Annotated in this window: 10 protein-coding genes; 6 read left to right on the forward strand and 4 right to left on the reverse strand. The window is 49.9% G+C overall.

The features are described 5' to 3' along the window. Window positions 1–85 precede the first annotated feature (85 nt). Window positions 86–1552: an S-layer homology domain-containing protein gene (locus tag IEY34_RS09705; RefSeq protein WP_189010791.1), complete on the forward strand. Its 1467-nt coding sequence runs from the start codon at window positions 86–88 to the stop codon at window positions 1550–1552. 136 nt (window positions 1553–1688) lie between these two features. Beyond that, entirely contained in the window at window positions 1689–2954 is a 1266-nt protein-coding gene (locus tag IEY34_RS09710; protein WP_189010793.1) for a YncE family protein, read from the forward strand. 217 nt (window positions 2955–3171) lie between these two features. Here the strand turns inward: IEY34_RS09710 and IEY34_RS09715 are convergent, their stop codons facing one another. Beyond that, complete coding sequence (locus IEY34_RS09715) at window positions 3172–3867, reverse strand: response regulator transcription factor (RefSeq protein WP_189010795.1); 696 nt, start codon at window positions 3865–3867, stop codon at window positions 3172–3174. After that, window positions 3864–6086: a sensor histidine kinase gene (locus IEY34_RS09720; protein ID WP_189010797.1), complete on the reverse strand. Its 2223-nt coding sequence runs from the start codon at window positions 6084–6086 to the stop codon at window positions 3864–3866. Before IEY34_RS09720 ends, IEY34_RS09715 begins: the two co-directional genes overlap by 4 nt. 376 nt (window positions 6087–6462) lie before the next feature. On the opposite strand from IEY34_RS09720, the gene IEY34_RS09725 reads away from it, so the two are divergent. The 4 genes from IEY34_RS09725 to IEY34_RS37760 all read left to right on the forward strand — a co-directional run bounded on the left by IEY34_RS09725 (window position 6463) and on the right by IEY34_RS37760 (window position 10336). Next, window positions 6463–7269: a hypothetical protein gene (locus IEY34_RS09725; protein WP_189010799.1), complete on the forward strand. Its 807-nt coding sequence runs from the start codon at window positions 6463–6465 to the stop codon at window positions 7267–7269. Between the two features lie 97 nt (window positions 7270–7366). After that, the gene (locus IEY34_RS09730) at window positions 7367–8062 is read left to right on the forward strand and encodes a response regulator transcription factor (RefSeq protein ID WP_189010801.1); all 696 of its coding nucleotides are present in this window, start codon (window positions 7367–7369) and stop codon (window positions 8060–8062) included. After that, on the forward strand, window positions 8059–9633 hold the full coding sequence (locus IEY34_RS09735; RefSeq protein ID WP_229757550.1) for a sensor histidine kinase: 1575 nt from the start codon (window positions 8059–8061) through the stop codon (window positions 9631–9633). The genes IEY34_RS09730 and IEY34_RS09735 overlap by 4 nt, the downstream gene beginning before the upstream one ends. After that, window positions 9623–10336 (forward strand): CBO0543 family protein, encoded by a 714-nt coding sequence (locus IEY34_RS37760; RefSeq protein WP_373291214.1) that lies wholly within the window; start codon window positions 9623–9625, stop codon window positions 10334–10336. Before IEY34_RS09735 ends, IEY34_RS37760 begins: the two co-directional genes overlap by 11 nt. A gap of 11 nt (window positions 10337–10347) precedes the next feature. Here IEY34_RS37760 and IEY34_RS09740 read toward each other — a convergent pair whose 3' ends face one another. Beyond that, window positions 10348–10518 carry a hypothetical protein gene (locus IEY34_RS09740; RefSeq protein WP_189010803.1) on the reverse strand — a complete coding sequence of 57 codons (171 nt, stop codon included), beginning with the start codon at window positions 10516–10518 and terminating at the stop codon, window positions 10348–10350. Window positions 10519–11993: 1475 nt separating this feature from the next. Continuing rightward, complete coding sequence (locus IEY34_RS09745; RefSeq protein WP_189010805.1) at window positions 11994–12731, reverse strand: ThuA domain-containing protein; 738 nt, start codon at window positions 12729–12731, stop codon at window positions 11994–11996. Between the last annotated feature and the right edge of the window lie 184 nt (window positions 12732–12915).

The following is a 12915-nucleotide window of genomic DNA, read 5'->3' on the forward strand; positions in this document are numbered from 1 at the left end:
TCTGTCCTGTAAGCTAGTTCTTGTAGACGACAACACGAAGCAAACAACAGCGCAAACAAAAAAATAATATTGAGGAGTGTTATATATGAAAAACAACAAAAAGGTCATCGCCGCTTTAACCATTACAGCAACGGTAGGTCTATCCGCTATTCTTCCTTTTAATGCATTAGCCGCTAATCCTTTCACGGATGCAGCAAGCAAAGCTCAAATTCAGACAGCTATCGAACAGTTAGCGCAGCAGCAAGTGGTTTCCGGATACGAGGATCACGCCTTCAAACCTGACCAAGCTGTTACGCGTGCTGAGATCGCCAAAATGGTCGCACTGGCACTGCACGTGAAAGTAGATTCAGCTGCTTCTAATAACTTTCAAGATGTTGCCAAAGGGGATTGGTACTACGACTACGCGGTCGCCCTAACATCTGTTATGGGGAAAAACGGGCAATTCCAAGGCAGCCAAACGATGGCTTCCGCTGAACTGATTGACCTTCTCACCGCCGTTTTAAAAGTTGACAAAACAGCCGTTGCGCAACTGCCTAGCGCAGCAGCTTTGGCAAACGCCCAAATTACCCGCGGACAAGCGGCATTACTCATCTTTGAAGCGCAGCAATTGGCTCCTATTCAAGTAACAAAGCTGCAAGTTTTGAACGCTATCACGCTGCAAGTTACTTTCTCTGCCCCAATTCCTGCTGCTGAATTAGAGTTGGATGCGGCGTCCAAAAACTTTGTCTTTGACAATGGCTTAGCGATCAGCAATGTTCCACGGTTAAAAACAGGCTCCAAATCGACCTACATCGTGCCCGTTCCGACCCAAAAAGCTGGGACAACTTATTCATTAACTTATAAAGGCCAACCTGCCGGCACATTCACTGCGAGCACAGAGAAAATCGCCTTGAAATCGACTGCACAGGTGGCAAATGATCTGTTTGAAGTCGAATCCTTCTTGACTGATGGCGTTGCTGATTACGGCTATGTCATTGCGGCTTACAGCAAATCCCGTCCTGGCGCATTCAGCGTGGATGAAACGAATAGCTACAACGGCAAAACCTATCAAATTCTTTCCTCAATGCGGAATCGTCAAGTGCAAATCACCCCTGAGGGCGGCACACCGATGACAGCGAGCTACCTGCCTTTCACACAAGCGACCGATGGACGACAAGCACCTAAGTTTATTCTTCCTAATGGTGAAAAGTTCCAACCAGGCGTTAAATATACGGTTGCTGCTGATTGGGCTACACTAGCTAATCCAACATTTACAGCCAAGGAGATCGCGCCGCTTACAATCCAATCCGCTGCCGCGGTGGATAAGAAGACGATTGCTGTGACACTTTCGCAAGATCCAAAAGATGAGATTTTCGTATCACGCCGTGTTACGCTGACTGCAGCGGATGGTACTGCTCTGACAGCCGAATACACGTTAACTTCACGCAAAGGTACTGTAGGCACTTTCGCCTTGTTGAACAAAGCTGAACTTGTTCCAGGTACAGCCTACACAGTTGCACCTGTAGGTGCTTGGTCTACGGCTTCCGGCGTAAGTGTAACTTTAGCGAAATAATCATTAGCTGCTGCGAACTGCCGCATAGATTAAACACAGAAAGGAACCTCACTTCCACTGAACAAGGGAAATTGGGGTTCCTTTTTCAACTTGTTTAACAGCTCCATAACTCCATATATCCCGAGGTGAAGATAAGATGATAATTCCTAATAAAATCCGAGCTTGGTTAACTCCGATAACGCTGCTGCTTCTGTTGACAGGCTGCACTGCTCCATCCGTGCTGCAACCTCAGTCTGAGTCTGTAACGACATCAGTGCCTTCAGGAATTCCTGCACCGATTGCCAGTCCAAATCCGGCAACTCCTCCACCAATCGCCAATCCCAATCCGGCAGCACTTCCACCAATCACCAGCCCAAACCCAGCAGCACTTCCACCAATCACCAGCCCAAACCCAGCAAGTCCTGCGCCATCTGCCACCTCCGCTTCAACCATCTTGATGGTGACTCACTCCAAAAGTGACTATATGTCATTCCTAGATCCGGCTACAGGCAGCTTCGAGAAGCTAACCGTCGGCAAGGCTCCTTTTGCCATTGCTGAGGGCCCTCAGCATCGCGCTTATGTCTCTACTGCCGAAGGTGTTGCCGTAGTGGATACGCTGCAGCGCAAACGCTTGGCGTTGGTTCCGTATCAATCCGATGTCGGGAAACCTCAGTTCGGCGAGTACCGTCCAGGAGGCATGGGCATTGCGGCATCGCCTGACGGCAAGTTCGTCTATGTCGGCGTTAATCTGCCTGGCCGCAGCCAAAGCCAATTAGAAATTCTGGATACCGGCAAGCTTGCCATGATTGGCAGTGTTGCGGTAGGCATTCGGCCTTTCGATGTGGTGACCAGTTCGGACGGTCGGGAAGTATACAGCATTGATCACGATTCCTACTCCGTGACCGCCGTTGACCCAGCTGCTCGCAAGGCTCGCACCCTGGAAGCCGCCCCCTTTGGCCGTGGCGGCTTCGAGAAGCCTCATTATGCGGCAGTTCGCACGGACGGCCGGTTGCTCTTGCCTTACCAAGGCCGCGGCCTCGTCGTCCTAGACCCTGCCAGCGGCAACTATGAGACGCAGCCGCTCACAGGCAATACGCATCAGGAAGGCGTTACCCTGACTGCTGACGGCAAGCAGTTGCTCATCATCGGCATCGGGGCTGCCGGGAGCGCAACCGGCAAACCCAACCTGACGGTGCTTGACGTGAACAATTACGCAGAGAAGATTCTTCCAATGGAGCGGATGCACCAAATGGTCACGAGCAGCGCGGACGGCCGCTACGCCTTCCTAACCGGCGGCGTCACTTACGCGGATACCGGCTGGAATGGCATGTCGGTCGTGGATTTGCAGTCCGGCGCAGTCCGTGACTTCGCGCTGCCGGACTATCCTTTGGATGTCCAGCTTTTGGGCGGCAGCCATTCATAAGCCGGCTCCCTTGTACACAAATTAAGAGCCCCTAAAGACTTCTATCTGCGGCAAAAGAAACGATTTTAGCGCAATAGGAGCCTTTCGGGACTTCTATTTGTTCCTAAACCGCGAATGGCATACGCGTTCCACGAAATAAGAGTCCCTGGAGTCTTCTATCTGCGCGAAAAGCAACAACTTTAGCGCAATAAGAGCCTCCAGGGACTTCTATTTGTTCCTATTCCTGCTTCGCCATATACCCAACGCCAGGGTAGGTGACGATCAGTTCTTGCCCATCGGTCAAGCTCTTGAGCTTCTGCCGAATCCGTGCGATCGTGACGCGCAGATACTCGACTTCGTCGCGGTATTCGCTGCCCCAAACTTCGCTGAGCAATTGCTCATGCGTCATAACTTTGCCTGCATGCTGCAAGAGCAAAGCGAACAGATTATACTCGGTTTCCGTAAACTTAACCTCCGTATCCGCTACCCAAATGCGCCGCTGCGCCAAGTTGGCTGTCACGGGTCCAAGCGTGATTTCGCTTGTTGTGACGGGCGCGGCCATGCGGCCATCCATCCGGCGAAGCACAGCATTCACGCGGGCGAACAGCTCATCCAGCGAGAAAGGCTTCGTCAAGTAATCGTCGGCCCCTTGATTCAGCCCTTGCACTTTGTCCGTCGCATTGCTCCGCGCGGTTAACATGATGACGGGTACGCTCGAGTAAGTACGCAATCTTCTCAACACTTCGAAGCCATCCATGCCTGGCATCATTAGATCCAGTAAAATCAAATCCGGATCAAACCCTTCCATTTTATCCAAGGCTTCAGCGCCGCTCTGGCAGGTCAGCGTTTCGAAATCCAACGATTTGAGATTCGCCGCTACGAAACGAAGAATTTTCGGCTCATCATCTACGATCATAATCTTCTTCTTGTTCATATCAGCTCTTCTTCCCCTCTGAACCGCGGTATGGCCAAAATAAATGTGCTTCCTTCGCCCGGCTTGCTCCTCACGTGAATCTCTCCGCCATGCGCTTCCATGATGCCTTGGCAGATGGCAAGACCGAGTCCCGTCCCGCCAGTTTGGCGACTGGAGGAGACATCTACCCGGTAGAATCTATCGAACAATTTATCCACATGCTCAGCAGCAATGCCGATTCCGTTATCTTGCACTTCCAGATGAACAAACCGTTCATCCGCCCAAGCGCTAATTTGAATAATAGGATGCTGTTCATTGTACCTGACCGCATTCGTGAACAAGTTCACGAGCACCTGCTCCAGGCGCAGCTTATCCGCATAAACCAGCGGAAGGTTCCCAGCCAGCCTCACGTCGAATTGCGTATGCGCTTCGCTCGCTTGCTGCGGCAGCCTTCTCATTGCGCTTCCCACCATAACTTCCACTCGCAGCGCCTGCGGATTGATGCGCATAGCCCCGGATTCAATCTTGGAGATGTCGAGCCAATCATCAATGAGATCCTGAATTCGCCCGATATCTTCATGAATCCCTTCCAGCAGCTCCTGCTTGAAGCTTTCGTCCCACTGCGCATCGACACGCAAGAGCGTCTCGACGCCGCCTCTAATGCTCGTAATTGGCGTTTTGAACTCATGGGAGGCCAATGAGATCAGATCATTTTTGAGCGCATCGATTTCGTGCTCCTTGGTCATATCCCGCCACACGTAGCCGCGGCCAAAAACCCGACCATCCCTCGCCACTTGGAAGGCCGACACGATCATGAACCGCTCTTTGCCATGTTCCGTCTGCACGGTAAAAGCCTCCTGCACACTGGGTTCAGCGGTCAACTTGTGAAGTTCCTCTTGGCGTTCGGGCAGCAGAACGGCAATTCGTTCAAACAGCGTATTTTCATGCATCATCGTCAGTTCAGGCATCGGAATCCCAAAAATCTCTGCCATCCGATGATTCGCATAGACCACACTTTGATTCATATCGATCAAAACGATCGCGTCTGACATACTCTCAAGCACCGCATTCAGTGTCGCATGCTCGTCCTGAAGTCGCTGGGTGCGTTCCTCAACACGTTCCTCCAGTTCACTATTAAGCTGCAGCAAAGCCCCTTGATTCTCTTTGATTTGCTCGGCCATTCGAAAAAAATGTTCAGCAAGCAGCTGCAATTCAAGCGGAGCCCCGCGCGGAACTACTTTACTATCCAACGCAACGAAGCTTCCTCCGGCCAGACGCTGCGTGTACCCGACCAACGCATGAATGGTGCCATTTAGCCGTCTAGCCAGATAGCTTCCGAGCAGCACGGTCAAGATCAGAGTAATGACGAGCAGCAGCATTGTTATGCTGAGTGATTCGGTAAAAGCAGCATTCACGGCAGCATTAGACTTGCTGACCCAGACAATCCAATCGATTTCAGGAATGACTTTATAGGTGATCAGTTCTTTTTGTGCCGATGTGCTTAACGTATATTTGCCTTCGCCCTGTTTATGAAGGAAGGCATCCACGACAACCGGTTCTTTGGATAAATCAGCCAAGGTATCCGTCAATTTCGCGTTCGGATGGTAAATGGGCTTGCCTGCGTGATCCAGCACGACTGGATAAGCCTCTTTGCCGTAATCGTATTTCGTAACCAGAGCCTTGAGTGGAGCAAGGTCGAGGACGGCCAGCACGAAGCCATCTGTTTGTTTATTCCCATTATAAATCGGCACAGCAATAGCAACTGACGGCCGATTAGCTCCTTCGGGACCTTGAAAAAGTGAGGAAACGATCGTCTTTTGCATCGCTTGCACCCGCTTGGTGTAATCCCGGTCTTGCACGTTGACACCTATTAAAGTGTTATTGGCTGTTGTGTGCGCGGCCTTGATGCTGCCATTGGGATCAACGACATAAATGCCTGTGAAGCCTTCCAGGTTCTCCCGCAAGGATTGCAGCTTCAGTGTAAGGCTCTCGCGCGTTCGGAATGCCGCATCCGATGCGGTAATCGTCGCTGCCAAGGTTTCTACCGCATTCCGGTGGTAGTACATATAATCTTGCACCGCATCCCCGAGCCGGTAGGTGGTCATTTGCTGATTCCTATTGGACTCTTGGGTGATATACGTAATTTGTGAAACTTGGAAACTGCCAAGGATTAAGATTGGGATCATCGCCATAATTGCAAAAGTCAGCGTCAAATGGGATCGCATGGAATAGTGCTTCATAATGTACCTCCACTCTGCGCAACTACATAAGATGTAGATGCCTGCTAAGCTCTATTTTACCATTAGCAAAAATGTAATGAAAATGAAATATGATTTTCATCTTCTTTTAATGAACCAGGGCTATAATAAGTCTCAACCCCCCTTTAAAATATAAATACTTAGACCCGCGGCCCGTTGCTGTGGGTCTCTTTTTTTGCCCATCACCGTAATAAAAAGAAGAACCTGCCTCATCCCTTAGGATGAAAGCAGGGTTTTCGGGCTATGCTCACACAATTTCCCACAATGTTAAGATAGGACGTCCATAATCTTTCGGTAAAGTGAAGAAGTAAGGGAAACACATTCCCCAAATTACATAAACCGAGAGGAGTTTTCAAACATGAAAACACAATTTAAACGTTACACAAGTCGAGTAAGTCTCCTAGCAGTGGTAGCAACTATGGCCTTCGGAGCTATCAGCGCTTCTGCCGCTGAAACCAATTCCGACAGCAAGAATGTTACAACCACGATCCAAGCTACTCAAGCCGTAGCGACGACTAGCGCTTTCCAACTTCGAAGCAGCGCACCTAGCTTATTATTCCAACCTGCTCACCAAAGAAATTACTTGAAACTTCTTGCCAGCACCTACACACCTGAATCATTAACTGAGTGGAAAAAAGCTCTGGAAGATCGTAAACAAGCGGATAGCGAATTGCCGCAAATGGCTGCTTTCCAAAGAGTGCTTATCAAAGATAAAGACGGCGTGACTGTACCTTCCAATACAGAGACGGTAACCATTGATGGAGCTTCAATAACGAACATGGATACCGCTTTTGTAACGGGCCGCGCAGTTGCATCTGTACCTGCAACTAAGATTGGCGAACTGCCAGAAGGCGAGCTTACACCAGGCAAAAAGTTCTTCACGGAAAGACTTAGCGAAGATGGCGCTGTTCTCAAAGATACCGTCCAAGCTCTTCCACTTGAGGGTGTGGTAACTGGTGATATAATGAAAGGTGAGCTTCCGGAATCATTCAAACGTCAGCAGAAATTAGCTGATGCCGTTGAAGCCGACGATACAGCAACTATCAAAAGCTTGCTCCCTGAACTGTTGAAAGACTACAAAGCAGAAACAGAAAATATCCGTTCCTTGGCGAAAAAACTGAAAGAAACTGCTGATAAAGCCAAAGAAAACGCCACAGATAAATAAAGCAAATTCTCATTCCTACATGCAGTGGAACCGCGCGCAAAAATGGCGAGCGGCTCCACTTTTTTCCCATCGCAGATCATAAAAAGGAGATTATGTCATGTATCACATCTATTTAGTGGAAGACGAAGAACATTTAAGAGGTCTGTTAGCCGCTTATTTGGAGAAAGAGGGGTGGCAAGTGCGTTCGTTCGCAGACGGAACCTCGGCAAGATCCGCCATCGCCGAGCGGCCGGACTTGTGGGTCCTCGATATTATGCTTCCCGGCGTAGACGGCTATCAACTGATGCGGGAAATCAAAGCCGATCAGCCGACGCAGCCGGTCATCTTCATATCCGCGCGTGATGCCGATATCGACCGTATCATTGGTCTGGAGCTGGGCAGTGACGACTATTTGGCCAAGCCTTTTCTCCCGCGGGAACTTGTTATCCGTACACGAAAACTGTTGGAGCGAGTGTATAGCGGTCATCATGCAGGTGCCTTACCCGCTTCTCAGGAGCGGCGCACCAAGCTGAACTTAGCCTCGTATCTCATCGATGAGCAAGCGCGGACCGTGACAGATGAGCAGGGCGCCAAGTTGGAGTTGACTTCCAAGGAGTTCGAGCTGCTGCTGTATCTTGTTAACCATCACGGCCAAGTCCTGGAACGTGAACAAGTCCTCACTGCGGTATGGGGAATGGATTACTTCGGAACAGATCGCGTCGTGGATGATTTGGTGCGCAGGCTTCGCCGCAAACTGCCGGATCTGCGTTTAGAAACCGTATATGGGTACGGATACAGGATGGTGAAAGCATGAAAATCAACCTCGCTCAGTGGCCGCTCGCCCTTAAACTGTGGGGAGCCTTCGCGGCTTTAGCCTTACTAATTTTCACAATGCTTGCCCTGCTGCTGCCTTGGACGTTAAAAGGCTTTTTCACAGAGCAGCTTTATGATATTCTGCTGGATACGCAAAGCGGGCTCCAAGTAGAGACCGCCACATTAACGGCAGCACCGACCTATGCGATTCCAGCTCTCCCCCAATCCGTTCTGAGCAAGTCTTTAAACACGGAATGGGCGTTGACTGACGAGCAGCGAATTATGCTTGTGCCCAAAGTCGAAATCGGCCAAGTCGCGGCAGCAGTCGGCGTTCCTGCGGATACCACCCTGGCGACACGGATCATGGCGCCGTTAACAGGTACCTGGGGCGGGCCATCCATCCGCCATTTCATGATCAGCGGCTCAGAATTGCAACAGACGGTCAGTTCTACTGCCGTGGTCAGCGAACCTTTCATGCAAGCGGTGGAGAGAGATGCGCTTGCTCAAACCATGCCCGTAGAGAGATACACGCGCAGCATCGATAACAAAAGCATCTTCTATGTCATTCGCAAAGAGCTGCTGCAAGGACAGCCGAACTTCGTCGTCTCCTATGCCTGGGGAAATTATCGCAACGATCTGGTCATGACCATGTTCGGCAGGTTGATGCTGCTGATGGTCGGCCTTATCGTCATCAGCTGGCTCCCCTGCTTATTGCTGGCTCGCTACTTCACGCGCCCGCTCATTCAAATGGAACAGCATGTGGGACGCATGGCTGAGCGCGATTGGCATGAACCGATCGAAACCGGCCGCAAGGACGAAATCGGTCGATTAGCGAAAGCGATTGAAGCGATGCGCCAGCGCTTGGTGCGGCAGGATCATGCCCAGCAGTTCTTCCTGCAGCATACTTCCCATGAGCTGAAAACGCCGGTCATGGTCATTCGCAGCTATGCGCAGTCGATTCAAGATGGCGTCTTCCCCAAGGGAACCCTAAGCGACAGTGTTGGCGTGATCATGAAAGAAGGCGAGCGGCTCGAGAAGCGTATTCGCGACTTATTGCTGCTTAATAAATTGAACTATGTCACGGCGCGGGATAAACCATTTCAAGCCTTTGAAATTCATAAAGTGATCGAGGATGTTGTCGATCGCTTGCGGTATCGCAGACCAGAAATCGAATGGGAAATGGAGCTTGCTCCTTCTACCCAGTTGGTTGGAGATCAAGAACAATGGAAAATCGCTTTGGAAAACATGCTCGACAACCAGCTTCGCTATGCGAAGAGCCGCATTCACGTTACCGTTAAATCGCAGGAACAGCCAGTCAAAGGAAACATCCTGCTCTCTGAGCTTAGAATGAGCAATGACGGTCCGCTTCTGGATTCAGCCATTGCAGACAGCATGTTCGAGCCCTTCCGCTCCGGCGGAGACGGCCAGTTCGGCCTCGGCCTGGCCATTGTGAAACAAATTATGGATCACCACGGCATGTCCATTCGGGCAGAGAATGATCGGGATGGCGTTTCGTTCTATATCGCTCCGCTGAACCTGCACCACACGAGCAACGTTCAGAATGCATCTTAAACAAACGTGCTGCCTCCGCTGTTATGAAGCGGAGGCAGCACGTTTGTTTACTTCGAGACTCTTCCCAGATAACACCCGCCTAGTTTTCCATATTGCCTTAAATATTTTCCACTTTATCCGGAAGCAGAATAGACTACGAACGAATAATTTCCAGTTATTAGGAAAAGTTAGTAAACGTAGATCTATTCTAAGGAGGCGCGTTATTATTCATATCATCGTTTCCTTTTGGGTATTCGCGGCAGCCTGGCGATGGGGGGATTGGAAAGATTTCAAGGCGTATTACCCCACCATGCTGTATATTTCGTGCTTAAAACTCCTCTATGAGCTCTTTTCGCACGAGGTTCATTATGAGTGGCATTTGGAGCCTGATTTCTTCTTAAACTACACGGGGACAATAATGATCCATACTTTTCTCATCTATCCTTTGAGTGCGTTTATCTTCCTATCAACCTTCCCGAAACTTGCCAACCTATCCAAATGTATTCATATTCTGAAATGGACCCTTATTTATTTCATCGTTGAAGCCCTTGCTTACAAAACAGGTCGAATTACGTATCATGACGGCTGGAGCCTTTGGTGGTCACTTGCCTTTGACCTGAATATGTTTTTAATGCTTCGCTTGCACTATACGCACTTTATTTGGTCAATTCCGCTTAGCTGCTTGTGTACTTTTTTTTATCTATTTCACTTTGGCTATCTGTAGGAAAGCAGTCTTTATTTCACCAGTGCGGCAAGCACATCATCGATCTTTTTGCTGTCCGCAATTTGATAGACATGACCACGGGTTGGCCAGCAATTCCTTCGTTTTGTCCTCTGCCCCGTATCCGTCGTGATGAAAATATGATCAGCGTCCAGCTGTGGGATCACTTCCAGGGAAATCGGCACGACTTTGCCATTCCCATTTCGGGAGCAAAACTGCGAAATAGAGGAACAGAGTTCCGCGTGAGGTCCAATTAGCGCGGTTTTTGACAGAATAGAGGAACGACGTTCCCTCTGGAGTGGATTTGCTACTGGTGGTGGAGTTAGATAGAGGGTTGGGAGAACGCGGAGAGTAGCTATGTGGGAAAGTAGCTGATTAGTTGAACGGTTTGGCAGCCTGCAAGAGGAACTATGATCCGCTATATGTGGCAAATCGGCCGATGTGCGCATCCTTGCGGAACTACGATCCGTTATTTCGCGTGAATCCGCCCATTTCGAGGGCGAAACTGCGAAATAGAGGAACAGAGTTCCGCGTGAGGTCCAATTAGCGCGGTTTTTGTCAGAATAGAGGAACGATGTTCCCTCTGGAGTGGATTTGCTACTGGTGGTGGAGTTAGATAGAGGGTTGGGAGAACGAGGAGAGTAGTTGTGCGGGAAAGTAGCTGATTGGTTGAACGGTTTGGCAGCCGTCAAGAGGAACTATGATCCGCTATATGTGGCAAATCGGCCGATGTGAGCAGCCTTGCGGAACTACGGTCCGCTAATTGGCGTGGATCCGCCCATTTCCGGGGCGAAACTGCGAAATAGAGGAACAGAGTTCCGCGTGAGATCCAATTAGTGCGGTTTTTGCCAGAATAGAGGAACAGAGTTCCGCGTGAGGTCCAATTAGCGCGGTTTTTGCCAGAATAGAGGAACAGAGTTCCGCGTGAGGTCCAATTAGCGTGGTTTTTGACAGAATAGAGGAAAGATGTTCCCTCTGGAGTGGATTTGCTACTGGTGGTGGAGTTAGATAGAGGGTTGGGAGAACGAGGAGAGTAGTTGTGCGGGAAAGTAGCTGATTGGTTGAACGGTTTGGCAGCCGTCAAGAGGAACTATGATCCGCTATATGCGGCAAATTGGCCGATGTGAGCAGCCTTGCGGAACTACGATCCGTTATTTCGCGTGAATCCGCCCATTTCGAGGGCAAAACAGAGAAATAGAGGAACAGAGTTCCGCGTGAGGTCCAATTAGCGCGGTTTTTGCCAGAATAGAGGAACCACGTTCCCTCTGAAATGGATTTGCTACTGGTGGTGGAGTTAGATAGAGGGTTGGGAGAACGCGGAGAGTAGCTATGTGGGAAAGTAGCTGATTAGTTAAACGGTTTGGCAGCCGTCAAGAGGAACTATGGTCCGCTATATGTGGCAAATCGGCCGATGTGCGCAGCCTTGCGGAACTACGATCCGTTATTTCGCGTGAATCCGCCCATTTCGAGGGCGAAACAGAGAAATAGAGGAACAGAGTTCCGCGTGAGGCCCAAATAGCGCGGTTTTTGCCAGAATAGAGGAACGACGTTCCCTCTGGAGTGGATTTGCTACTGGTGGTGTTGCTGTGCCGAGCTTGGCTAGGCGCGCTTAACAAAAAAACCGCCATCGATTCGCATCGATAGCGGTTCCTATACACGATTAAGCTTTCACTTTTGGCTTAATTTCTTCAAGCGGTTGGTGCTTTCCGTATTTAGGATACTCACGTGTAGATGGAGCAGCCCAATGGACCGCATTGCTGATAACGCGGCGGATTTGCTCGTTGTAGTAGGTGCGGTATGTTTCATGTCCTGGACGGAAGTAGAAGATCTTCCCGTTACCACGATTGAACGTACAGCCGCTGCGGAAAACTTCGCCGCCTTCAAACCATGAAACCATAATCAGCTCATCCGGTTGCGGAATGTCGAAGTGCTCGCCGTACATCTCCTCAGCTTCGAGATCAATGTACTCCCCAATGCCTTCCACGATCGGATGGCCTGGCGCAACAACCCAAAGACGCTCTTTCTCGTCCGCTTCGCGCCATTTAAGATCGCAGGATGTCCCCATCAGCTTTTTGAATACTTTGGAGAAATGCCCGGAATGCAGCACGATTAGTCCCATACCTTGCCATACGCGCTTTTGAACGCGGTCAACGATAGCATCTTGTACTTCATCATGGGCTTTGTGTCCCCACCAAATCAGTACATCCGTGTTGTTCAAAACTTCTTCCGACAAGCCATGCTCGGCATCATCTAAAGTCGCATACGTGACATCAACAGCTCCGGCCAACCCTTCACCAATGGCTGTATGAATACCGTCCGGATAGGCTGCACGTACAATTTCACTCTCTTTTTCATGACGAAATTCGTTCCATACCGTAACTCTCAGCTTCTGACTCATCGTCTTATTCCCTCCAAAAAAAGCGTATTCATTCATACTTCTGAGTATAGTCAGTCCCCTGTCCAAAATAAAGGCAAGATCCTGCCTACTTCTTATTCAATAGTGTCCTTTCCTAGCAAACAATGATATACTCACTCTTGATAAACCTTATCCGACAGGACCTTTGGCATATTCAAAAATGTCC

Source organism: Paenibacillus marchantiophytorum (assembly GCF_014640555.1).
Classification (GTDB): Bacteria; Bacillota; Bacilli; order Paenibacillales; family NBRC-103111; genus Paenibacillus_E; species Paenibacillus_E marchantiophytorum.